General features: G+C 72.2%; 22 protein-coding genes. 13 read left to right on the top strand and 9 right to left on the bottom strand.

Annotation, left to right across the window (positions count from 1 at the left end; translation table 11 throughout):
- Positions 1 to 78: 78 nt before the first annotated feature.
- From CLV72_RS02435 to CLV72_RS02425, 3 genes are all read right to left on the bottom strand, one after another.
- Complete coding sequence (locus CLV72_RS02435; RefSeq protein ID WP_106238419.1) at positions 79 to 840, bottom strand: isoprenyl transferase; 762 nt, start codon at positions 838 to 840, stop codon at positions 79 to 81.
- 230 nt (positions 841 to 1,070) lie between these two features.
- On the bottom strand, positions 1,071 to 3,068 hold the full coding sequence (locus CLV72_RS02430) for a thioredoxin domain-containing protein (protein WP_106238415.1): 1,998 nt from the start codon (positions 3,066 to 3,068) through the stop codon (positions 1,071 to 1,073).
- 72 nt (positions 3,069 to 3,140) lie between these two features.
- Positions 3,141 to 3,563, bottom strand: coding sequence for a winged helix-turn-helix transcriptional regulator (locus CLV72_RS02425; protein ID WP_106238412.1), 423 nt, complete (start codon positions 3,561 to 3,563; stop codon positions 3,141 to 3,143).
- Between the two features lie 88 nt (positions 3,564 to 3,651).
- Between CLV72_RS02425 and CLV72_RS02420 the strand changes: the two genes are divergently transcribed.
- Positions 3,652 to 4,473, top strand: coding sequence for a Rossmann-fold NAD(P)-binding domain-containing protein (locus CLV72_RS02420; protein ID WP_106238408.1), 822 nt, complete (start codon positions 3,652 to 3,654; stop codon positions 4,471 to 4,473).
- Between the two features lie 86 nt (positions 4,474 to 4,559).
- On the opposite strand, the gene CLV72_RS02415 is transcribed toward CLV72_RS02420, so the two are convergent.
- Positions 4,560 to 8,306: a hypothetical protein gene (locus CLV72_RS02415; protein WP_106238405.1), complete on the bottom strand. Its 3,747-nt coding sequence runs from the start codon at positions 8,304 to 8,306 to the stop codon at positions 4,560 to 4,562.
- A gap of 166 nt (positions 8,307 to 8,472) precedes the next feature.
- Between CLV72_RS02415 and CLV72_RS02410 the strand changes: the two genes are divergently transcribed.
- The 7 genes from CLV72_RS02410 (at position 8,473) to CLV72_RS02380 (ending at position 15,105) form a co-directional block, all read left to right on the top strand.
- Positions 8,473 to 8,652 carry a hypothetical protein gene (locus tag CLV72_RS02410; RefSeq protein WP_106238402.1) on the top strand — a complete coding sequence of 60 codons (180 nt, stop codon included), beginning with the start codon at positions 8,473 to 8,475 and terminating at the stop codon, positions 8,650 to 8,652.
- 354 nt (positions 8,653 to 9,006) lie between these two features.
- On the top strand, positions 9,007 to 10,608 hold the full coding sequence (locus CLV72_RS02405; protein WP_106238400.1) for a type I-E CRISPR-associated protein Cse1/CasA: 1,602 nt from the start codon (positions 9,007 to 9,009) through the stop codon (positions 10,606 to 10,608).
- Positions 10,605 to 11,156, top strand: a complete 552-nt coding sequence (locus tag CLV72_RS02400; RefSeq protein ID WP_106238397.1) for a type I-E CRISPR-associated protein Cse2/CasB — start codon at positions 10,605 to 10,607, stop codon at positions 11,154 to 11,156. Before CLV72_RS02405 ends, CLV72_RS02400 begins: the two co-directional genes overlap by 4 nt.
- Positions 11,153 to 12,499: a type I-E CRISPR-associated protein Cas7/Cse4/CasC gene (locus CLV72_RS02395; RefSeq protein ID WP_106238394.1), complete on the top strand. Its 1,347-nt coding sequence runs from the start codon at positions 11,153 to 11,155 to the stop codon at positions 12,497 to 12,499. Before CLV72_RS02400 ends, CLV72_RS02395 begins: the two co-directional genes overlap by 4 nt.
- A complete protein-coding gene (gene cas5 / locus CLV72_RS02390) occupies positions 12,496 to 13,401 on the top strand; it encodes a CRISPR-associated protein Cas5 (RefSeq protein WP_106238391.1) in 906 nt (301 codons plus the stop codon). The genes CLV72_RS02395 and cas5 overlap by 4 nt, the downstream gene beginning before the upstream one ends.
- Complete coding sequence (locus CLV72_RS02385) at positions 13,398 to 14,111, top strand: type I-E CRISPR-associated protein Cas6/Cse3/CasE (protein WP_211302663.1); 714 nt, start codon at positions 13,398 to 13,400, stop codon at positions 14,109 to 14,111. Before cas5 ends, CLV72_RS02385 begins: the two co-directional genes overlap by 4 nt.
- A 79-nt stretch (positions 14,112 to 14,190) precedes the next feature.
- A complete protein-coding gene (locus tag CLV72_RS02380) occupies positions 14,191 to 15,105 on the top strand; it encodes an ATP-grasp domain-containing protein (protein ID WP_245929819.1) in 915 nt (304 codons plus the stop codon).
- A gap of 10 nt (positions 15,106 to 15,115) precedes the next feature.
- Here CLV72_RS02380 and CLV72_RS02375 read toward each other — a convergent pair whose 3' ends face one another.
- The 3 genes from CLV72_RS02375 to mca all read right to left on the bottom strand — a co-directional run bounded on the left by CLV72_RS02375 (position 15,116) and on the right by mca (position 16,910).
- Positions 15,116 to 15,694, bottom strand: coding sequence for a putative glycolipid-binding domain-containing protein (locus CLV72_RS02375; RefSeq protein ID WP_106238384.1), 579 nt, complete (start codon positions 15,692 to 15,694; stop codon positions 15,116 to 15,118).
- A gap of 39 nt (positions 15,695 to 15,733) precedes the next feature.
- A complete protein-coding gene (locus tag CLV72_RS02370; RefSeq protein WP_146159318.1) occupies positions 15,734 to 15,922 on the bottom strand; it encodes a hypothetical protein in 189 nt (62 codons plus the stop codon).
- Positions 15,923 to 15,998: 76 nt separating this feature from the next.
- Positions 15,999 to 16,910, bottom strand: a complete 912-nt coding sequence (gene mca / locus CLV72_RS02365) for a mycothiol conjugate amidase Mca (protein WP_106238376.1) — start codon at positions 16,908 to 16,910, stop codon at positions 15,999 to 16,001.
- Positions 16,911 to 17,068: 158 nt separating this feature from the next.
- Between mca and CLV72_RS02360 the strand changes: the two genes are divergently transcribed.
- Positions 17,069 to 17,488, top strand: coding sequence for a DUF4307 domain-containing protein (locus CLV72_RS02360; protein ID WP_106238372.1), 420 nt, complete (start codon positions 17,069 to 17,071; stop codon positions 17,486 to 17,488).
- Positions 17,489 to 17,651: 163 nt separating this feature from the next.
- Positions 17,652 to 18,155, top strand: coding sequence for a transcription elongation factor GreA (gene greA / locus CLV72_RS02355; protein WP_106238368.1), 504 nt, complete (start codon positions 17,652 to 17,654; stop codon positions 18,153 to 18,155).
- A 25-nt stretch (positions 18,156 to 18,180) separates the two neighbouring features.
- Here greA and CLV72_RS02350 read toward each other — a convergent pair whose 3' ends face one another.
- Positions 18,181 to 18,654: an Lrp/AsnC family transcriptional regulator gene (locus tag CLV72_RS02350; protein WP_106238365.1), complete on the bottom strand. Its 474-nt coding sequence runs from the start codon at positions 18,652 to 18,654 to the stop codon at positions 18,181 to 18,183.
- Between the two features lie 135 nt (positions 18,655 to 18,789).
- Here CLV72_RS02350 and CLV72_RS02345 point away from each other — a divergent pair, with 135 nt between their 5' ends.
- The gene (locus tag CLV72_RS02345; protein WP_170140846.1) at positions 18,790 to 19,338 is read left to right on the top strand and encodes an RDD family protein; all 549 of its coding nucleotides are present in this window, start codon (positions 18,790 to 18,792) and stop codon (positions 19,336 to 19,338) included.
- A 70-nt stretch (positions 19,339 to 19,408) separates the two neighbouring features.
- Positions 19,409 to 20,035, top strand: a complete 627-nt coding sequence (locus CLV72_RS02340) for an RDD family protein (RefSeq protein WP_170140845.1) — start codon at positions 19,409 to 19,411, stop codon at positions 20,033 to 20,035.
- Here CLV72_RS02340 and CLV72_RS02335 read toward each other — a convergent pair.
- On the bottom strand, positions 20,032 to 21,189 hold the full coding sequence (locus tag CLV72_RS02335) for an FIST signal transduction protein (RefSeq protein WP_106238354.1): 1,158 nt from the start codon (positions 21,187 to 21,189) through the stop codon (positions 20,032 to 20,034). The two genes, CLV72_RS02340 and CLV72_RS02335, sit on opposite strands and share 4 nt — an antisense overlap.
- 279 nt (positions 21,190 to 21,468) lie before the next feature.
- Between CLV72_RS02335 and CLV72_RS02330 the strand changes: the two genes are divergently transcribed.
- Positions 21,469 to 22,884, top strand: coding sequence for a sigma 54-interacting transcriptional regulator (locus tag CLV72_RS02330; RefSeq protein ID WP_211302662.1), 1,416 nt, complete (start codon positions 21,469 to 21,471; stop codon positions 22,882 to 22,884).
- The last annotated feature ends 3 nt before the right edge of the window (positions 22,885 to 22,887 follow it).

Genomic DNA, 22,887 nt, shown 5'->3' with positions numbered 1-22,887 from the left:
GACGCTACGCGAAATTCGGCGACATACAAGCCCGAAACTCCCGCCACGCCGTTAACGGCGGGTAACACGGGCCGCAGGTCACGTGCCGTAGCGGCGGTGCCGGGCCGCGTAGGAGCGGAGCGCCCGCAGGAAGTCCACCTTGCGGAAGGCGGGCCAGTAGACCTCGCAGAAGTGGAACTCCGAGTGGGCGCTCTGCCACAGCATGAAGCCGGACAGGCGCTGTTCGCCCGAGGTGCGGATGAGCAGGTCCGGATCAGGCTGGCCGCGGGTGTAGAGGTGCTCGGCGATGTGCTCGATGTCGAGGGTCTCGGCGAGTTCCTCCAGCGGTGTGCCCTTGGAGGCGTGCTCAAGGAGCAGCGAGCGCACCGCATCCGCGATCTCACGCCGACCTCCATACCCGACGGCGACGTTCACAATCAGCCCCGGCTTGCCGGATGTGGCCTCCCCCGCCTCCTTCAGGATCGCGGCGGTGCCGTCGGGCAGCAGGTCGAGCGCGCCCACCGGGTTGGTCCGCCAGCCGCCCGCCACCAGCCGCCGCACGGTGTTCTCGATGATGCGCAGCAGGGGGTCGAGCTCCTTGGCCGGGCGGTTGAGGTTGTCGGTGGACAGCAGCCAGAGGGTGACCACCTCGATGCCGCTCTCCGAGCACCACTGCAGCAGCTCGAAGATCTTGTCGGCGCCGCGCTGGTGGCCGGTGTTGACGTCGGTGAGCCCGACGCTGCGCGCCCAGCGCCGGTTGCCGTCGAGCAGGACGCCGACGTGCCTGGGGGTCTCCATCGCGCCGAGGGTGCCGCCGAGACGCCGCTCGTAGAGACGGTACGCGAGCTTGCGAAGTCCCATACTGGTTGCCTTTCGGGACAGTTCGAAGGAGCTTTCGGGCGGAAGGGCGGCGAACCGGTAGGCGCGGACGGGCCGGCGGAGGCGGGCGCAAGCCGACGCGAACCGGCGATCGCGGGGCGTCCTGGACGCCGCGGGGCACGCTGGACACCCACGTTACTCGCCCGAGCCGCCGCGCGGGGCCTTCTCGCCGGTCCCGGCCACCGGTCACCGGCGTCGGGCGCCCGGCCCCCTCACAGCTGGGCCGCCAGCTCCTCCGGCTCGGTCACCGGCGCCCGGCAGGCGAAGTCGCGGCAGACGTAGGCGGCCGGACGCCCGTCGACGGCGGTGCGGTGCTCCAGCAGCGGCACCGGGGTGTCGGGCGAGCCGTCGCCGAGCGAGACGACGGCACCGGGCGAGACCCCGCCGAGCGCCGTGCGGTGCAGGGCGCTGGTGCGGGGGTCGCCGGCCGGGCCCACCACGGCGATCTCCACCGGCCCCGCGAGCAGGGCCTCGGCCACGGCCAGCCCCCACCCGGCGAAGCGGGGCGCCCGCGCGGCCAGCAGGCCCACCGGCGCCAGTGCGGCGGCGGCCGCCTCGCGGTGCCGGGCCGAGCCGGTCAGCGCCGCGTAGGACAGCAGCGCCCCGGCGGCGGCGAAACTCCCGCTGGGGGTGGCGGTGTCGGTGGGGTCCTGCGGCCGGCGGAACAGCCGCTCGGCGTCGTCGGCGGTGTCGTAGAAGCCGCCCCGGCCGTCGCCGAAGCGCTCCAGAACGGTGTCGAGCAGCCGCCCGGCCGCGCCCACCCACTGCGCCTCGCCGGTGACGGCGTGCAGCACCAGCAGCGCCTCGGCGACGCAGCCGTAGTCCTCCAGCACCCCGGCGTTGGCGCCGGCCGCGCCGCCCAGCGAGGTGCGCAGCAGCCGGCCGCCGCGCAGGTGCACCGCGAGCAGCAGCTGGGCCGCGCTGCGGGCGGCGGCCACCAGGTCGGGGCGGTCGAACAGCGCGCCCGCCTCGGCCAGCGCGCTGATCGCCAGCCCGTTCCAGGCCGCCACCACCTTGTCGTCGCGGCCGGGCTGCACCCGCTGGTCGCGTGCGTCGAGCAGCGCGGCGCGCACCCGGGCGTAGCGCTCGGGGTCGTCGGGGTCGGCGGGCAGCCGGAGCACGGAACTCCCGTGCTCGAAGCTGCCCTCGTCGGTGACGCCGAACAGGCCGGCGGCCCACTCGGCGTCCTCGCCGCCCAGCACCTCGCGCAGCTGCCCGGGCGTCCAGACGTAGCTGCGCCCCTCCTCGCCCTCGGCGTCGGCGTCCAGCGCCGAGGCGAACCCGCCCTGCGGCGTGCGCAGCCCGGCGAGGGTCCAGTCCAGGGTCTCCAGCGCGATCCTGCGGGCGAGGGCGGCGGTGCCGGCGTCACCCGAGGCGACGGCCTGCCGCCACAGGTGGGTGTAGACCCGCGCCAGCAGCGCGTTGTCGTACAGCATCTTCTCGAAGTGCGGCACCACCCAGCGCGCGTCCACCGAGTACCGGGCGAAGCCCCCGGCCAGCTGGTCGTACATACCGCCGCGCGCCATCGCCTCGGCGGTGTGCCGCACCATCTCCAGCGACCCGGTATCACCGGTACGGGCGTGCTGCCGGAGCAGGAACTCCATCACCATCGACGGCGGGAACTTGGGCGCCCCGCCGAAACCGCCGTTCACGGCATCGAAGTCGGCCCGCAGCGCCCGCACCGCACCGTCCAGCGCCTCCGCCCCGGGCGCGGCGCCTCCCCCGGCCGACCGAGGCCGCGCCAGCGCGTCGACGACCTTGCGCCCCTGCGCCAGCACCCCGTCGCGGTCGCCCCGCCACGCCTCGGCCACCGCCCGCAGCAACTGCTGGAAGTGCGGCCGCGGATAATAGGTCCCGCAGTAGAACGGCTCGCCGTCGGGAGTCGCGAACACCGTCATCGGCCAGCCGCCCTGGCCGCTCATCGCCTGCGTCGCCTCCATGTACACCGCGTCGACGTCAGGCCGCTCCTCCCGGTCGACCTTCACACTGACGAAGTTCTCGTTCATCAGCGCCGCCGTACCGGGGTCCTCGAAGGACTCGTGCGCCATGACGTGGCACCAGTGGCACGCGGAGTACCCCACCGAGAGCAGCACCGGCACATCCCGCCGCCGCGCCTCCTCAAAGGCCCCCGGCTCCCAGGGCCACCAGTCCACCGGGTTCTCGGCGTGCTGCAGCAGATAGGGCGAGGTCGCACCAGCCAAGCGATTCACGCGTTCCAGCCTCTCACACCGCCCCGGACCTGACGGCTCAGCCCGCGGGCCCGCCGCCCGGCCGGACCGGTGTCAGCGGATGTCGTGACCGGGATGGGCCTGGTCGTAGGCGTGCCGCGCCTCGGCGATGGCGGCACGGTGCGCGAGGGACCAGTCCGCGAGCGCCTTGACCAGGTGGGTCAGGCCGGCGCCGGTCCCGGTGAGGCGGTAGTCGACCTGGGCCGGGACGGTCGGGTACACGGTGCGCAGCACGAGGCCGTCGCGTTCGAGCCTGCGCACGGTGAGGGTGAGCATCCGCTGGGAGATGCCGTCGATGGCGCGTTGCAGTTCACGGAAGCGGCGCGGCCCGCCGGCGAGCTCGACGATCACGAGCACCGACCACTTGTCGCCGATGCGGTCCAGGACATCGCGGATACCGCAGTCGGGGTGGTCTTCGCGCCCGCACGGGTCGAGGTCGGCGGAGGTGGTGGTTACCCCGGTGTGCGTGGGTGACATCGAACTGCCTTCTTGTGGCCGGTGGGCGTGCGGTCGAGGATCAAGCGTAGTTACCGAAGAGAACCACGACGGAAGACTGTGATCGATCATGATCTTGGTGACCGGAGCGAACGGGAACCTCGGCTCGGCCGCCCTCGCGGCGCTGCGCGCCCGTGGCGTCCCTGCGATGGGCGGCAGCCGCACGCCGGGCGAGGGCATGCGGCGGCTCGACTTCGACGACCGCGTGGGGCTCGACCTCGCCGGAGTGTCGACCCTCGTGCTCGTCTCCGCCGGCTATGCCGAGGACGACCAGGTCGTCGCCCGGCACACGGCTGTCCTGGACGCCGCCGTCCGCGACGGCGTCGGCCACGTCGTCTACACCAGCCTGACCACTGCCGGCGACCACCTCGGTTTCGCCCTGGCCCACCGGGCGACCGAGCGCCTGGTGCGGGCGAGCGGCCTGCCGTGGACCGTCCTGCGCAACGGCCTGTACGCCGAACTCTTCGGCGGACTGCTGATGTGGGCCGGGCACGGGGTGGAGTCCGCGTTCGGGGACGGCGCCCTGGCGGCGGTCGCGCGTGAGGACCTGGCCGAGGTCGCGGCGGTGGTGGCGTCGGATCCGGCGCGGCACCGCGGGCGCGTCTACGACCTCGTCGGCACGCCAATCACGGCGGAGCAGGTGGCGAACGAACTCGGCGTGGCGCATCGCACCATCAGCCTGGGCGAGTACCGGCGCAGGCTCCTTCAGGAGACGCCGGGGCTGCTGCCATTCCAGCCGCCGATGCTCGCCTCGATCGCCACGGCCGTCCGGCACGGCTGCCTGGACGGGACCGCACCCGACCTCACCGACCTGCTCGGCCGCGCGGCCCGGGACCCGCTGACGACGGCCGCCGCGGCCGCGTCGGCTGCCCGGCCGGCGGCGCGCGTCTAGCGGCGGCGTTCGCCCTGCGGCGGGATGCGGCCCCCGCTCCTGGCCTCCTCGAAAAGGGTCCCATGCGGCTCGTGCGCCGACCGCCCTTACCGCCCCGAGTCAGCGCCGGCCTGGTGGTATTCGAGCACTTCGACGACCGTCTGCACCGCTTCCGGGTCGCTCCGGCCCATCAGGGGCAGCGCCCAGTACCAGGCCGGAGTGTCCAGGGCCCTGACGAGGAGGTCGCGCACGAGAGCCGTATCACCGGCTCCCTTCGGACGCAGGTGATACGCGAGGGAGCGGAGCAGCGACAGCCTCCAGCGATCCTCACTCCCGGCCACGTCCGGGTATACGGGGAACCCGGACAGGTAGGCCGCCACGGTCACCTGAGCGATGCCCCGCGTCTCCGCGTCCGGCACCTCTCCCGCCGTCCGGCACGCTTCCGCGGTGTCTCCGCACCCGGCCTGGAGCAGGGCGTATCCCGTGGCGATCAAGGGTTCGCTCGCGAGGCGGGTGCGTGCCTCCTCCTTCAGGGAGGCCATCCGGGCGTCCAGTCGATCGCCTGAGGCGAGGGCACGGAAGGCCGCCGACAGTTTACTCTCGGCGGTGATGCCGCTGCCCGGCAGACCGTTCGCCTTGAACCCGTCGACGAAGGCCGTCGGCCGCAGACCCAGTTGCACAGCGAGAGCGGCACGTCGATACAGATCCCCCGGCCGCCCACGGGGACGGACGCCGGAGCCGGGCCCAGCGCCCAAGTCCGCCTTCTCGGCATCGCCCAGGTGAGCGAAGACCTGCGCCAGCAGCGCCCACGCCTCCGTTTCTCGCGGTTTGAGGCGTTCGGCGATCCGCGCCGCCTCCACCGCGTACTCCAGCGCCTCATTGCGACGCCCAATTGCGGCATGCCCCCTCGCAGCCGACACCAGCACACGTACGTGCGCCAAGCCGTCAGGGTCTCCACTCGTCAAGGGGGCGAGAGCGGGGCCGATGTCCTGAGCGGCCGCCGCAAGGGCTTCGGCGAGGAACGGCAGCCACGGGACGCGGGTCTCCGCTACGGCGCGGGCTCTCATGAACTCATCGAGCCGCCTCCTGAGCCGCGGGCCGTCGCCGAGGGCCGACAGGTCGCTCATCTGCTCCAGCAGCAACTCCTCCTCTGTCTCGGCCGCGTTCTCCCCTTCGCCCTCAGTGACGGCCCTGACCCGGTCCGCGCGGTCCGCGGAGTCCGTGACGGCGTCGAGCAACGACCAGGCACGCACGGCGAAATCGGGCGCCCCGACGAGCATGTCGCGTATCTCGGCATGCCGTTCGCCGAGATCGAAAAGGGCCTGCACCAAAAGGGCCAAGGTCTCACCGAGTTCGTCCGCCGCTACGGGGTCCAGCGCACCCGGTCCTCCGTCCTTTCCGGTCGCCACCAGGCCGCGCGCCTGCTTCCAGACCTCCTCGCGCATGGCGCGGGTCCCCGCCTCGCCGAACGCGGAGGCCGTGAGGGCGAGGCATCTGACCGCGATCGGGCCCGGGTGGTCCGCGAGGAGTTCTTCGGAAGCCTCTTTCATAATCCGGAGAACCTGCTCAGCCCGTCCGGGTTCGTGCGCGGCCACGGAGGCCCGGATCACACAGGCGAGGACGGGGCCTCCCTGTTCCTCAGCCGCCTGGGTCTCGGCCACGGACAGCAAATCGTCCAGCATGTGCTCGGCGAGGGAATCGGTGGCCGTTCGAATTTGTGACCGTACGGCCGGCACACGCCTAGTCGAAGAACCGGCGGTCCCACGGACTCCCTGCATATCCGGCACATATGGCGCAAGGTGAGCGGCCATCTCACGCAGTTCCGCGTCCGCCAGGTGTTCCGCAAGGGAATCGGCGGCCTCACGAAGTAGGCACGTCGCCCTTACCACCGCTTCCGCGTTCTCTTGCCGGCAGCGGTCCACTCGTACCAACGACCGGACAGCTGCTACGAACAACCGGGCCGCGTCGCCGCTCAGTTTCGCCTCGGCCAGTCGGCCGGCCAGTCCCAGCTCGACCAGTACGACGGCGAGCCGCGGAAACTCCACAGGTGTGTCCGACTCGGCCGCACCGGAGGTCAGGTACGGCTGTCGTTCGCACTGCTCGGCCGACTCGGCCGCTTGCTTGACGAGCGGCACCGCCTTCGCCGGCTCCGTCTTCGTGGCCAGAACCGCCTTCACCACCTCGACGAGCCGGTGCGCCGTGGCGACCGGGTCACCGGGCACCACCGCCAGCGCACCGGCCCGCTCCTCGTCCCCCACCACGCACAGCGCGTGCAGCACCTCCCGGGGGACGAGCCTGCGGTCCGCCTCGAGGAGGCTCCGGGACGCAGCCACCGAAGCCAGAGCGACAGGAGTCGGTTCCTTCTGGTCCTTCTGCACGACGCGCTGCGCGACGCGGTCGAGCGAAGCCAACGCGAGGTCGACCCGGCCTCTGGCGGCGAGCCGCACCAGCCGACGGTGGTCGCGGGCGAAGGCGGTGTAGCGCTCCGCATCACCGGAGCGCTCCAGCAGGTTCGCGTAGTGGTGGAGCAGGTATCCGGGGGTGGATGCCGGCCAGCCTGCTTTTCGAAAGCCGTCCGCCCAGGCGTGGAGGCGTTCACTCAGCGCAGTGCGTGTTCGGGGGCGCACTTTGTATAAGGCCTCTTGGAGCAGGTCCGCGTGCGCTAGAACGAGCGTGTCCGGGTCCAGGTCTTCGGCACAGAACCCCCTAGCGGCCACGCTGCGCAGCCGATTCTCCAGCTCGGCCGGGATCGAAATGCCATTGTGGCCACCGCTTTCCACCAAATCGAGCAGGTCGTCCTGAGTAAGGCCGCCATCGGCCACCACCAGGAATCCGACCAGCTCCGGAACCCAGGGCCGACGGTCAGTAAGTAGTGCTTCGAGATCGCGCCGTGCCGCCTCGCGCATGCCGACAGCCTCGGGAGAAGGGCGGAACCCCGATATCCGTTCAGCACTACGCAAAGGATGGTCCTGCGGGACGTCGTCCGGCAGAGGCGGATGGTGCCGACGGCTGACCAGGACGAGCAGCCCGGTGTACGACCTCGGCGGCAGCAGTGAGGCGATACTCTCCCTGGCCGGAGACGCCTCGGCGTCTTCATCGAGCCCGTCGACCACCAGCAGTAGTTTTCGGCCATCCGCCACACTTTTCCTGGCCGCCGCGTCGTAGATGTTCAGGAGTGCGGCGGCGTCCTTGACGGCGGGCTGTGTCCCGACGTGGTTGCCCAGTTCGGTGCACATGGTCCTGAGAAAGTCCTGAGCATTGTCGCTTCCGGTCTTCCAGCGGACGAAGTAGGCGACAAGGTCGATCTTCGGCAGCGTGCACGTCATGACGAAGGTGGCGAGGAGTGCGGTCTTGCCGGACCATGGCGGCGCCACCAGCGACAGGTAGCCCGCACCACTGCCCGCCCACTCGTGCAGTCGATCCAGTTCGGCTTGCCGGCCAGGCAGCGCCTGCGGCTTGTACCTCTCGGCAGTGTGGGGCGAATGAAAGGGACCTTTAGCGGTAGGGCGGTATGAGTTGCCCGGCCTGCCGCCCTTACTCCTCTGGGACTCCTTCTGGGCGGCCTGCAGCAGTTCCGTCCAATGCTGCGGCGGATGCAGCGGTTCGCCGCGATGTTCCTCCATGACGGCGATCACGCGTCGGGCCTCCAGCAACGACGGAAGCTCGATCCTCCTCTCATTCCTAGCGCGCCAAGCGCTGAACCTTTTGTCGTCTACACCCGCCTTCTCGCAGATCTGCCTGTTCGTGAGGGGTGAGCCCGGAATCGTCGTGGCAAGGCTGTACAGCTCTGCGAGGGCGTCGGCAAGCGCTCTCCGAGCCTTCCGCCGCGGGTCCGGAGTCTCCAGGGCGTTCATTCCGTCCGCCTCCTCGCATTCGTCCTCAGATTTTTTTCATCTCTGACCAGCGGAAAAACCGTCGCACCGGTCACCCAACCTCGCCGGAAACCTCCCGGACGAGAGACAACCGTCCAGCAGTCGGCCACCAGCGTCCGGTCGACCCGTCCAGGAGGGAACTCTCGCCATGTCCACACTGCTCACCCTGCTGACCGATGCCACGGTGCTGGCCGCCGCCACCGGGCTCGCTTACGCGCTCACTCTGGTCGGCGTCGCCCTGGTGTCGGTCGTGGCTCGCACGTCGACTCGTCGACGCGACGCACGGGCGACCCTGGCAATTCTGGTACGGCGCAACCCTCGCGAGTGACCAGTTTCCACACAAGCCGAGCATGGGCAAGATCCGCTTCGTGCATTTTGCGACGAAACTGGGCAGCGCCACCGAAAGAACGGAACTCGGAATCGCTAATTGTAGCCGTTCCACCAAACTACGGACACTGGTCCGCGCCTCATGCGACGCTTCTTCCCACGGGTGCACCTCGGGCACCGCGTATCCGCCCCTTGACGCATGCCATGGGTCAGGACTCAGGTTCCGTGCCTGGAGGGATGATCCTTCGGAATCGCTGCTTGGCGGAAAGGCCGCAGCGTCGTCCCCGCACACCCGCGGGGAGTAAATCCCTCGGACTCCACCGGGGCAACCCACGACCTTCAGGAACCAACCGACATGCAACCGCCTGATCCTCCGCCACCCGGCAGGACCGTCGAACGCCCCCACTGGGACCCCCGCAAGCACAAGTGCGTCAAGGCCCTCACGCCGGACGGCGCCGTGGTCGGGCAGCGCCTGCCCGAGCTCTTCTCACAGGCCGACAAGCTGACGGAGGTGCACGGTGACACTCCGGGCGAGAAGGTCGCCGTCATCGAATTCCTCCTCGCCCTCTGCTACGCCTCGGGCGTCTACCCCACCTCCGCCGAGGAGTGGCGGCACTGGGTGGAGTCGGAACACCCACTCGACGGGGTCGCCACCTGGCTGGCAGAGCAGCAGGACGAGGACTGGGATCTGTTTCACCCGACCAGACCTCTGGGGCAGAACGGTCTACTCGCCGAATTCCTGGCAGAGCACGGAACGGGCCCCGCCCAGCTCGTGCTCGAACGCGCCGGGGACTACAACCAGTTCGCAGATCACCACCATCTGGCCCATCCCGCCCCACTACCGGCCGCCAAGGCATTTCGGGCCATGCTGATCCAGCACGTCTACGGCCCGTCCGGCCGCGCGCGGATATCGGGGAAGGCGACTCTCGGGCCGACCCTCACCAACCTCGCCACCGGACGGCTGGCGGGCCGCGTCCGGGTCCTCGCGCTGGGGCAGACCCTCGGCGACATCCTGCGCCTGAACCTGACCCCGACGACCGACGATCCGCGCATGCTCAACCTGACGTGGACCCAGGACGGCGCCGAGCGGCGCGGGTTCAAGCACAAGCCGGATCCCCGCACCGTCAATGGCTACGCGGACCTGCACAGCTACCTGGGCCGGTCGGTGCTGCTGGAGCCGAAGCCCGGCCTGTCCGGCGAGCAAGCCGTCGTCGAGCGGGTTCTGGTCGGCGCGGGCGAGCTGATCGACCTTGATGCCGACGCGCACCTCCAGGACGCGGTCATATCGGACACGCGCACCGGGGTGCGGAAGCCCTTGTGGCCGTCGCCGACGCGCGACCTGTGGCGTGAGGCGCACGCCCTCTACGCGGCGGTCGAGAAGAGGTCGGGCGGCCTCTACACCCGCCTGGCAAGCCTGCCCAGGGAGAGAGGAGTCGCGCGCCGTCGCTGCGATCTGCTGGCGGTCGGGCTCCTCACCAACAAATCGGCACTTATCGGCTGGGTCTCCAGCGTCTTCCCCTTCGCCCCCGGTCTGGCCCCCGAGCTGTACCAGGCGTCGGCGCGCGGCTCCCAGGTGGCGGAGTACATCGCCCGCGCCTTGGACCGTGCCGCGTACAAGGCCTGGGAGGTGATGTTCCCCAACCCCAAGCCGAGCGACAAGAAGGCGCAGATCGCCCGCTTCGACGCGCGGGGCGAGCAGTGGAAGGCGACGGAGCAGCCCTTCCACACCCTGCTCACCGACGTCGCCGACGGCGCGATGGTCGCCGACTGCATGCCCGAGTACACCCGGTGGCTCGTGGAGCTGGCAGAGGGATCCCTGAACAAGCGCCTGGACGCGCTGCCGAGAAACGCCCAGGGCTGGCGCGCGCGCAAGGCCGCCCTTCGCGGATTCACGGACTTCCTGGCCGACTCCCGGGCACCGGCCGACCTGGCCTACCTCAGGAACGGAGGAGCATGACCAGCGCAGACGGACCGGAGTCCGTGGAGTCCAGTGCCGCCCGGCTGACGGCCTGGCTGGCGGCACTGGTGCACAACCGGCAGTACGGCGACCTCGCCCAACTCCGGCGTGTCACCGCCGCCAGCAAGCCCAGCTACCAGGCCGGGTGGTTCGCCCCGGGGCGGGACAGGCGGGAGACGTACGAGCAGGTGGCCTTCCTGTTCGCCGTGTACCACCGGGGTATGGCCAGGCCGCTGCAGGGCCACGGCAGTTTCGGCGCCGCAGCCCGCAGGATCGGCCACCCCCGCTCCCGAGGTCCCGAAGACCCCGGGGCGACGCGCCTGATCGACCGGATCGTGGCCAGCCGACGCATCCCGTGGCGGCACCTCCAGCACGGCATCGCGCGGCTGCGCACCTGTGAGCGGCCACCGCCCTCCTGGACCGCACTCGTCGTGGACCTCGACCGGTGGAACGACCGGAAGGCCCGCGTCGCCTACAACTGGGCGGTCGATTTCCACGAGCCGCCCAGCCTCAGTCGGCCCAATCGCCAGAAGGGCGAGAGCACATGACCGCAAGCCCTCCTCCGAACGCACAGTTCCTCTCGCTCCACCTGCTGGAGACGCTGGCAGCGGTCCTCCCGGTGCGGGATGAGAACAACGCCCCGAAGACCATCGTCTTCGGAGGCTTCGAACGGCACATGATCACCAGCCAGGCCAGGCGCCGCGCCGAGCGGGTGCACGCCCGGAACCGGGCGAACGCCGGAATCGGCCCGCTCGCGGGCCGCACCACGGGTCTGCGCACCCGGGAGTGGGCGCTGTCCACGGCGCGGGAGCTGGAGAGCACGCACGGCTGGGAGAAGGACGAGGCCGTGACCACGGCGCGGGCGGTCCTGGAGGCGGTGGGCCTGAAGTTCGGCGACCCTTCGAAGAAGACCGTCGCCAACCTCACCAAGGTGCTGCTGTTCGCCCCCGCCGACACCGGTGCGCGGATCGCGGCGCACATCGCCGAGCACGCCGAGGAGCTGCGCCGGTGGCGGGACGAGTACCACAAAGCCCAGGCCGCCGCCGCGAAGCCGAAACGGGGCGCGCGCAAAGCGTCCGAGGAGTCCGAGAGCGACGAGGGCGACGCAGCCAACGGGACGCAGGACAAGAACCTCCCGCCGCTGCTGAAGGAGTCGCGCGCCGCGGTCCTCACCGCCCTGGCCCCGCGCGACGCCATCGACATCGCGCTCTACGGCCGCTTCCTCGCGGAGGTCGCCGACTCGCCGAACGTGGACGGCGCGGTCCAGAGCGCGCACGCCTTCACGATCCACGAGGCGGAGACGGTGGACGACTTCTACGCCGCGGCGGACGACGCGAAGCTGGAGCGGAAGAAGAACGCGCTGGACTTCCTGGACGCCCCGGACGACGCCGGAGCCGGAATGACGGGGTACCAGTCCCTGATCTCGGGCACCTTCTACCGGCACGCCGTCCTCGACCGGCGCCAGCTGCGGACCAATCTCCAGGCCGCGGGCATGTCCGCGCCGGAGGCGGAGAAGCTCGCCGTCGCCGCCGAGCAGGAGTTCGTCACCGCGTTCGTCGAGGCCTTCCCCGAAGCCAAGAAGAACTCCACGGCCTCCACCGGCTCACTGCCCGCACTCGTGCTGGCCTTCGAGGGCGGACGCCCGTACAACTACGCGGCCGCCTTCCAGAAGCCCGTCAACGAGGACCCCCAGGACCGGGGCGGTGAGGGACCGGCCGGGCTGGCGGGAGTGAAGCGGCTGCTCGACCACCACGTGTTCGTCGGCAGCCGCCGGCCCGACATCCGCGCCGCCCGGCTGCTCACCTACGACCCGCAGGTGGACGCGCTCCTCGACGACTTGCAGTCCCTGGAGGCGGCCCGGGTGGACACGATCGAGGGGCTGACGTCGTGACGCACGTCCTGCTCATCCGGCTGGCGGGGCCCCTTCAGTCCTGGGGTGTGGCCAGCCGCTTCGCCGCCCGCCGGGACTCCCACAGCCGCCCCGCCAAGTCCGCGGTGATCGGCATGTGCGCGGCCGCCCTGGGCCTGCCGCGCTCCATGGGGCTGGAAGAGCCGGAGCAGCCGGGATCCACGCGGCGGCGCGGAGAACCGACGATCCTGGGCGAGCTGGCGCGGAGCCTGTTCGGCGTACGCGCCGACCACGCCGGGGTTCCGGTCCGCGACTACCACACCGTGGGCGCCGGTTCCTTCCCGCTGCGCCCCCGTGACCTGATCCTGGACCACCGACGGGCCGCCGCCGTGGCGGCGGAGGTCGACACGGGCCCGAGCGACCGGTTCGGCCACCACACCCTCGCGGGCTGGTACGGCTCCCCGAAGAAGATCGCCGCCGATCCCGTCTCCGGCGTCCCGGTGTCCGGCGAACTGACGCGCTCGGCACTCATCACGGAGCGCTGGTACCTCGCCGACGCCACCTTCGTGGTCGGCCTCCAGCACGAGGACGAAGGCTTCCTCAGGTCGGTCGGCCGGGCGCTGGAGCACCCGCGGCGCCTGCTGTGGCTGGGGCGCAAGTCCTGCCCCCCGTCCGGAACCCTCACCCTGGGCACCTTCCCCGGCGACCTGGACACGGTCTTCCGGGCGCGGCGGCTGCTCCCCGGTCCCGACGGCACCGGGCAGTCGAAGAGCCGCGTATGGGCCTGGTTCCAGGTCCCGCCCTCCGAGCCGGGCGCCACCCCCGTTCACGACCAGCCGGTGAGCTTCGACGCCATGGGGCCCGAACACACCACGCGCTGGGAGGTCCGCCGCAGGATCACGATCTCCCTCGACGCCGCCGAGTGGGAGGACATCATCCCGTGAGCACACCACCACGGCTCCGGACGGCGGCGGCCCGCTTCATCGCCTCCCACTCGGTGCTGACGCTGGACGCCCGCCACCCCTATGTGGCGAAATCCCTGGTAGACGCCCAGGAGATGCACCGCACCGTGATGTGCGGCTTCCGAGGGTGGGTCGACGACGGCAGCGCCGACGCCCGGGCTCAGATGGGCGTCCTGTCGACCTGGGCCCTGGACCTCAAAGCGGCCGCCCTGGTGCTCGTCGTGCAGTCCAAGGTGGCCGCGGACTGGCAGCACATCCCCGAGGGCGCGCTGAGAGAGGCACCGCGCCTCCTCACGGTCGACCGCACCTTCCGCGCCGGCGACGCCGCCGGATTCCGCGCGGTCGTCAACCCCACCTACAGCAAGCCGCGCACCGCGCCGGACGCGAGCCTGCTTCGCGGCCGCCGGGTGGCGCACACCAACCCCCAGGGCGTCCGGAAATGGTGCGCGCGCCGCTTCGGAGACGGCAACGGATCCGAGGGGAGCGCCGGCGCCGCCGCCGACCCGGAGACCATCTCCGTGCGCATGCTGCCCACGGTGTCCAGTCCCGCCCCCCACAAGGGCTTGAAGATCGCCCGTGCCGAGCTGCGCGGCTCGCTGACCGTCACCGACCCCGACGCCTTCGTCCATGCGCTCTCCGAGGGCGTGGGCCACGCGCGGGCGTACAGCTGCGGTCTGATCCTGACCCGGTGACCCGCTCCGCCGCACGGAGGCGGGGGCGCCGTACTCCCGTCCCGTCCGGTGGCCGTCCGGGCCCGCTACGCTCGGCCGCGTGGACGGGAGGGACTCCATGGACAGCGTCGGCACCGTGCTCTTCGCCGCCGACCCGCTGCGGCCGGGCCGGGTGGATCCGCACTTCGCGGCGCAGGCCGAGGCGGTGCGCGAGCTGGGCGGGACCGTGAAGACGGTCGATCACGACGCGCTCGCGCACGGTGACGCCGAGGGGGCGGCGCGGCGGGTCGACCGCGACTTGGGGCCGGCCTGGTACCGGGGGTGGATGATCCCGGCGGTCGCCTACCGGGCGCTGGCCACGGCGCTGGCCGGGCGGGGGACACCGCTGGTGGTGGGTCCGGGCGCCTACGTGCGCGCCCACCACCTGCCCGGCTGGTATCCGCTGTTCGCCGAGGCGACGCCGGCCAGCGTGTGGTGGGCGGCCCAACCCGGCGAGGTGCCCGGTGAGGCGGAGCTGGCGCGGGCGCTGGCGCCGCTGGGCGGCGGGGCCGGCATGGTGAAGGACTACGTCAAGTCGCGCAAGGACGCCTGGGCCGACGCCTGCCACATCCCCGAGCTGTCCGACACGCCGGCCGCGCTCGCGGTGGTGCGCCGCTTCGTGGAGCTTCAGGGCGAGTACCTGGAGGGCGGGGTGGTGGTGCGCGCCTTCGAGCCCTTCGAGGGCACCGACGGGCGGGCCGCCGAGGCCCGGGTCTGGTGGCGCGACGGCGAGCCCGTGCTGGTCGCCCCGCACCCCGACTCCCCCGGCGAGCTGGTCGAGCCGGACGTGGAGCCGTTCCGGCCGCTGGTCGACGCGCTGGCCTGCCGCTTCGTCACCACCGACCTGGCGCGGCGCACGGACGGCCGCTGGCGGCTGGTGGAGCTGGGCGACGCCCAGGTCAGCGACGCCGGAGCCGGGGTTCCGCCGGACGCCCTCGCCCGGATGCTGCTCGGCCTGCCGATGGCGGAGGACTGAGGCGCGGCGATCAGCTCCCGTCGACCCTGCCCCACAGCTCGCCGTAGCGCCGCACCAGCCCGACGGGGTCGGTCGCCAGCAGCGCCTCGAAGGCGAGCGAGGGCGCGCGGTAGCGCCAGGTTTCGGGGCCGAGCCGGGTGTAGGTCTGGTCCAGCCGCTCCACCACCAGTTCGGGGTAGCGCAGCCAGGCGGCGGCGACCGGGTGCTCCTCGCCCTCGGCGGCGCCGCTCAGGCGGCGGATCGGCAGGGTGTTGGTGACGGGTGAGAAGCCGAGGTCGACGTCGGCGCAGCCGGTCAGCTCGGGCGCCGGCAGGCCGTCGCGGATCCAGCCGCCCGCGCCGTCGGCGCGCAGCTCCAGCCGCCAGGGCTCGCCGCCGGAGCTGATCTCGACGGAGGCGGAGCGGGTGGTGCCGTCGGGGCCGGTCTCGACCCGGTAGCCGATCCGGCCGGGCCGTCCGCCGATCGGCAGCAGCACCACTCCGGTGAGCCGTTCGCCGCCGGGGGCGGCGGCCGCCTCGGCGTACTCGCGGGCGTCCAGCCAGTCGGCCCGCCACAGGGCGGCGCCCAGCAGCCGGGCGTCGTCGTCCACGGCGCGGCGCCTAGCGGGCCGCGCCCGCGCACGCGGGTGTCACCCGCGCTCCGGACCGGTGTCGGCCTTGTCCGACGCCTCGGACCGCTCCGCCTGCTCCCGCTCCTCGAAGCGCAGCCGGCTGATGCGCTGGTTCATGTTCTTCAGCAGCAGGTACAGCACGAAGCCGAGCGCCGCGATGACGGCGAAGCCGAGGATGCCCGGAGTGACGTTCGCTGCCATGGCCATGGTGTTCACCCTTCCACTGTCGCACGCCCCGCCCGCCGCGGGCACCCGGGTGCGGCGGCGGGCGGGCCGGGGCCGGTCAGACCGCGGCGGCGACCGGCGGCCGGCCCTCGCTGCCGTCGCGCTGCACGCCCGCGAAGAGGTCGGTCTCGGGGAGTTCGGTGTCGACCAGCGAGCGGGCGAGGTGGTAGTCCTCGGTGGGCCAGACCTCGCGCTGGAGGTCGAGCGGGATGGCGAACCAGAAGCCGTTGGGGTCGATCTGGGTGGCGTGGGCCAGCAGCGCCTGGTCGCGGATCTCGAAGAACTCGCCGCACTCCACCCGGGTGGTGATCGACCACTCCTTGCGCTCCTCGGCGCGGTCCTCCTCGCGCTTGAACCACTCCGCGTAGGGGTCCTCCAGGCCGCGCTCGGCCAGCGCCCGGGAGATCGCCTCGAAGCGCGCCCGGTGGAAGGAGACGTGGTAGTAGAGCTTGAGCGGCTGCCAGGGCTCGCCGGAGCCGGGGTAGCGGGCGGGGTCGCCGGCCGCCTCGAATGCCTCGACGGAGACGCGGTTGGTCATGATGTGGTCGGGGTGCGGGTAGCCGCCGTTGTCGTCGTAGGTGAGGATGACGTGCGGCCGGAACTCGCGGATCGCGCGGACCAGCGGCTCGCTGGCCACCTCCAGGGGCTGCAGCGCGAAGCAGCCCTCGGGCAGCGGCGGCAGGGGGTCGCCTTCGGGCAGGCCGGAGTCGACGAAGCCGAGGAAGCGCTGCTGCACGCCCAGGATCTCGCGCGCCCGGTCCATCTCGGCGCGGCGGATCTGTGTCATGTTCTCCGCAACCTCGGGGCGGTCCATCGCCGGGTTGAGGATCGAGCCGCGCTCGCCGCCGGTGAGGGTGGCGACGAGCACGTCGGCGCCCTCCTTGACATAGCGCGCCATGGTCGCGGCGCCCTTGCTCGACTCGTCGTCGGGATGGGCGTGCACGGCCATCAGCCGAAGTCGCTCGGACAACTCTACGGATTCCCTTCGCGCGTCTCGTGGCCGCCGCACCCGCCTCCCGCGGGTGACGGCCGGGGGGGTTCTGCGGCGGCGGCACCCCGCGCGCGGTACACGCCACGGGTGCGCCATGATTATCTCTGTCAACACCTGTTCAGCGCACGGAGATTCCCATGTCGACCCCCTCCGCGGAAGCGAGAACCCCCGCGGACGACGGCGTCGCGCCCGCCCGGCCACGCCGCCCGTCCGTCGGCCTGATCGTGCTGGGCGTGATCGCCGCGGTGTTCACCGTCGGCTGGGGCATCGCGCACTTCACGTACAAGGAAGGGGGGAGCGTCTCCAACCAGATGATCAGCTATTCGGTCCCGACCGATGACGAGGTGTCGCTGCGGTTCGCCGTCGGCCGTCTCACCCCGGGCCATGTCACCTGCCTCGTCCGCGCCACCGACGCGCAGCACGTCGAGGTCGGCACGGCCGAGGTGCCGGTTCCGCCCGGCGACGACGAGGTCCGCTTCGAGCTCGCCACGACGCACCGCGCCGCTTCGGCCGAGATCACAGGTTGCTGGATGACCGATACGGGGAACGAGGGCTAGGGAACACCGTTCCGCAAGGACCCGTTCACCCGGTAGTGCGTCTTTTGTGACCTGTCATAGAGGCTTTTGTTACTCCGCGTACCAAGTACGGCGGTGGTAGCCTCGTACATTCAACTGCGGTTTCCCCGATATACGCAGTTCACGGACGGAACAAGGAGTAACCGTGACCGAGACCCGCGACAAGGCCGTCACCTGGCTGACTCAGGAGGCGTACGACCGGCTCAAGGCGGAGCTGGACCATCTGTCGGGCCCTGGTCGCATCGAGATCTCCGCGAAGATCGAGGCAGCTCGCGACGAAGGCGACCTGAGGGAGAACGGCGGCTACCACGCCGCCAAGGAGGAGCAGGGCAAGATCGAGGCCCGCATCATCCAGCTGCAGGAGATCCTGGCCCACGCCCGCGTGGGTTCGGCCCCGCAGACGGAGGGCGTGGCCAGCCCCGGCATGACCGTCACCGTCCGCTTCGACGGCGACGACGAGGAGGTCACCTTCCTGCTGGCCTCCCGCGAGGAGAGCAGCGGCGCGCCGATCGACGTCTACTCGCCGCGCTCGCCGCTCGGCTCGGCCATCAACGGCAAGAAGGTCGGCGAGAAGGCCAGCTACACCCTGCCCAACGGCCGCACGCTGAGCGTGGAGGTGCTGGAGGCCGTCCCCTACGTGGGCAACTGAGCCCGCGCGGGACCGCCCGGCCCGTTCAGCCCGCGCCGCCGGCCGCGCGCACCAGCGGCAGCGTCCGGTAGGCGACCGGCGTCGCCAGCGCGATCACCGTCGAGGCCCGCACCACCCCGTCCACCGCGACGATGCTGTCGATCACTCGTTGCAGGTCGGCGTTGGTGCGGGCCACCACTCTGCACAGCAGGTCACCGGTGCCGGTGATGGTGTGCGCCTCCAGCACCTCGGGAATCTCGGCCAGCCGCGCCGCCACGGGGTCGTGCCCGCCGACCTGGCGGATCTCCAGCGTGACGAAGGCCGTCACCCCGTAGCCCAGCGCGCCGGGGTCGATGTCGGGGCCGAAGCCGGTGATGACCCCCCGTTCCACCAGGCGGTCCAGCCGGGCCTGGACGGTGCCCCTGGCCACGCCGAGCCGGCGGGACGCCTCCAGGATGCCGACGCGCGGTTCGCGGGCGAACAGCTCCACGATCCGGGCGTCGAGTGAGTCGAAGGCCATGCGGGCCGCCTTCCGGTGGTCGGTGCAAGTCCCAGCTATACCAACGGACACCCGGTCCGCTCTAGTGCGGGCCGCGTCCCGGGACGCGCGGGGCCGGGTGGCACCGGGCACGGGTCCGCGCCAAGATGTTCGACCGTGAACCCATCGATTCCCTACGGCGGCCCGCCGTCCGGCCGGCCCGCCGCCACCGGGCCCGCCGGTCCGCGGGGCGAGCCCGTCGCCGACTGGCCGCTGCGGGCGCTGGCCCGCGTCATCGACCTCGTGGTCTTCCTCGGCGTCTGGTGGGGACTGGTCCTCTTCGCGGCGGTCGTCATCGCCATGCTGCTGCCGCCGGAGGTTATGAACGCCCCCGAGGTCCCGCCCGCCTACGACGCGCTGGTCTGGGTCTGGTTCTTCTGCGGGCCGCTGCTGCAGTGGCTGGGCGACTGGCTGTGCCACGCCCAGTGGGGCGCCACCCTCGGCAAGCGGATGCTGTCGCTGCGGGTGGTGGCGGTCTCTGACGGCGGCCTGCCCACCGGCGGGCAGGCGGCCGGGCGCGCCGCGCTGGCGTGGCTGCCCGGCCTGCTCCCCTGCCTGGGCACGCTGTTCCAGCTGGTCGACGCCGCCTCCCCGCTGTGGGACGAGCGGCGCCGGGCGTGGCACGATGTGGCCGCCGGCACCCTCGTGGTGCGCACCCGCTGGTGAGGCCGCCGCGGCCCGGCCGGGGCGCGGATGCCGACTTGGCCGCCGGCCGTCCACGCGTCAGGATGGGCGCATGAACCCAGGCGTCCCGCACCACGGTGCCCCGCCGGGCGGCTACGGGCCGCCGCCCGGAGCGCCGTACGGGCCCCACCCGTACGCGATGCCGCGCCCGGCCGTCAGCCCGCAGGGCGTACCGCTCGCGGAGTCCTGGCGGCGCCTGGCGGCGCGGGTCATCGACGGCCTGGTGGTGGGCGTCCCGGTCACCGCCGTGCTGCTGGGCGCCTTCGCGTGGATGGTGTACGGGATCGTCGGCCTCTCGGAGGCCGATCCCTCCACCGTGGGCGGAGCGGAGGTGCTGTCGGTCTTCGGCGGCATGTTCCTGCTGATCATCGCCGCGATCGCGCTGCCGCTGGGCGCCCTGTGGGTCTACGACTGGGTGTGCCACGCCCGCTCGGGCCAGACCGTCGGCAAGCGGATCCTGGACATCAAGGTCGTCAGGATCGCCGATGGCGGGCTGCCCACCGGCGGGCAGGCGTGCGGGCGCGGCGCCGCCTACGTCGCCATGAGCCAGCTCCCGGTCATCGGCCTGCTCGACGCGCTCTGGCTGCTGTGGGACGAGCCCTTCCGGCAGTGCCTGCACGACAAGGCGGCCGGCACCGTGGTGGTGTCCACCGATTACGAGGGCTACCCGGGCTACTAGGCGAAGGCCAGCACGCAGGCGGTGAAGCCGTGCACGTGGTTGCGGCCGGCCACCGGGCCGATCTCGCCCGCGCCGAAGAAGCCGCCGACGGCGTCGACACCGAGGGTCTGGCGGACCAGGGCGGGGTCGTGGCCGGTGGAGTCGAACATGGCCGAGCCCCGGCCGTTGCAGGTGAACAGCAGCGCGCCGCCGGGGCGCAGGGCGGCGTTCTTGGTGAAGCGCAGCAGCCGCTCGCGCAGGTCGGTCTCTGCCGTGGCGGCGTCGCGCACCTGGAAGCGCACGGTCTGGCCGACCGAGACCAGGCTGCCGAGCAGCAGCGCCGTCTCGTCGCCCTCGGCCCCGGCGACGGCGCGGATCAGGAAGTCGCCGTGCTCGTGGCGGTCGGCGTACTCGTCCATGGCGACGCCGATGTGCAGGCCGAGCGCCGCCAGTTCCTGCTCGGCCGGCGGCAGCCCGTTGACGATGGACTCCAGCTTCTCCAGCGCGGGCACCCCGGCCAGTTCGAGCACGACATTGCCCTCGGCGCGGGTGACGACCATCGGCGGGCCGATGGGGCGGCAGCCCTGGCTGACGGTGGCGCCCAGCACGCCTTCGCCGCCGAGCAGCACGCCCACCGCGCCGCCGCGCAGCACCCGGCCGTTGAGGAAGAGGCGGACGCCCTCGCCGCCGATCGGGGAGTCCGCCAGCCCGCCGACCAGCGGCATGCCGCCCAGCGCCTCGGTGGTCTCCTCGACGAAGGCGTCGGCGGGGAAGTCGTAGGGGTCGGCCAGGATGACGGCGACCTGGTCGTCGGGCCCGGGCTCGGCCATGCCGAGGACGGCGAGGTGGTCGTCGTCGCGCACGGTCGTCAGCTCGAAGGGCACCAGCCGGGTGCCGGGCAGCCGCGCCGCCCAGACGCTGACCGCGCCCTCGTTCTCGACCGCGCGGTCGCCGCCGAGCACGCCGACGGCCGTGCAGCCGAGGATGGTGCCGGCGCCCGACAGCTCCATGGCGCGGCGCGCCGCCGCCTCGACGTCCTCGGGCGAGCCGCCGCTGACGAAGACCGTGAGGAGGTCGGGCATCTCCTCCAGCCCGAAGACGGCCTCGCGCACCGCCCTCTCGGCTGCGCCGACCAGGTCGGCCCCTGTAGCGAGCCCTGTGCCGAACCGGTTCACCGACCGCCTCCTCAAGTGCTTTCAGGAACGTTGAGCCCGGGCGTCCGATCCGCGCGGATGCGCGGCGGTACGCGCCGGTCCGTGCGGGTTCGCCCCCCGCGCCGGGCGGACCGGCGCCGTGCTCGCAGTGCCTACCCCATTGTCCGGCCGATACCCGCTCCGCACGCGGGTGCGGCGGGTTTCGCCCGCGGCGTACGGACTGCTCCCAGTAGACGTGAACGCCGGAGTTTACAAGGCATTCCTTGACAGGAGCTTTCTCCACCTACATAGAGTCGAACGGTGCGAACCGAGAACCGCCCCACCACGCTGCGCGAGCTGCGCGCGTCCGGGCACCTCCACCGCTCGGTCAAGGCCGAGCTCCGCGACAACCTCCTCGACCGGCTGCGCGACGGCCGGCCGAGGTTCCCCGGCATCGTCGGTTTCGACGCCACCGTGCTGCCCCACGTCGAGCGGGCCGTACTGGCGGGCCACGACTTCGTGCTGCTCGGCGAGCGCGGCCAGGGCAAGACCCGGCTGATCAGGACGCTGGCCGGGCTGCTCGACGAGTGGACCCCCGTGGTCGCGGGCTGCGAGATCAACGACCACCCCTACGCGCCGGTGTGCGCGCGCTGCCGCCGGCTCGCCGCCGAGGCGGGCGAGGAGCTGCCGGTCGGCTGGCTGCACCGCGACGACCGCTACGCGGAGAAGCTGGCCACCCCCGACACCAGCGTCGGCGACCTCATCGGCGACATCGACCCGGTGAAGGTGGCCGAGGGCCGCACCCTGGGCGACCCCGAGACCGTCCACTTCGGCCTGGTGCCGCGCGCCAACCGAGGCGTGTTCAGCATCAACGAGCTGCCCGACCTCGCCGAGCGCATCCAGGTCGCGCTGCTGAACGTCCTGGAGGAGCGCGACATCCAGGTGCGCGGCTACACCCTGCGGCTGCCGCTGGACGTGTTCCTGGTCGCCAGCGCCAATCCCGAGGACTACACCAACCGGGGCCGGATCATCACCCCGCTCAAGGACCGCTTCGGCGCCGAGGTCCGCACCCACTACCCGATGGACCTGGCCGACGAGCTGGACCTGATCCGCCAGGAGGCCGAACTCGACCACCCCGGCGGGGCGGTCTCCTCGGTGGTGCCCGGCTACCTGCTGGAGACCGTGGCGCGCTTCACCCGGCTGGTCCGCGACTCCACCTCGGTGGACGCCCGCTCCGGGGTGTCGGCCCGCTTCGCGATCGCCGCCGCCGAGACCGTGGCGGCCGCGGCGGCGCGGCGCGCCGCGCTGACCGGTGAGGAGCGGCCGGTGGCGCGGGTGTGCGACCTCCCGCCGATCGTGTCCACCCTGCGCGGCAAGGTGGAGTTCGAGGTGAGCGAGGAGGGCCGGGAGCAGGAGGTGCTCGAACACCTGCTGCGCCGCGCGACCGCCGAGACCTTCCGCCGCACTCTGGGCACCGCCGACCTCAGCGGCCTGCTGGAGCGCTTCGCCGACGGCGGCACCGTCGAGACGGGCGAGCTGGTGGCCGCCTCGGAGCTGCTGCAGCGGGTGGGGCGCGTCACGGGGCTGGCCGCGATCATGGACCGGCTCGACCTCGGCGACGGCGCGGAGGCGCCCGAGTACGCCGCCTCGGCGTGCGAGTTCGCGCTCGAAGGGCTGTTCCTGACCCGCAGGCTGTCAAAGGACGACCTCGACGGCACCACCGTGTACCGGACGTGAGCC

The organism is Allonocardiopsis opalescens (assembly GCF_003002095.1).
In the GTDB taxonomy this organism is placed as follows: domain Bacteria; phylum Actinomycetota; class Actinomycetes; order Streptosporangiales; family Streptosporangiaceae; genus Allonocardiopsis; species Allonocardiopsis opalescens.
Note: the sequence above shows the minus strand (reverse complement) of the source record. Positions and strands in the feature narration are given on the sequence as shown.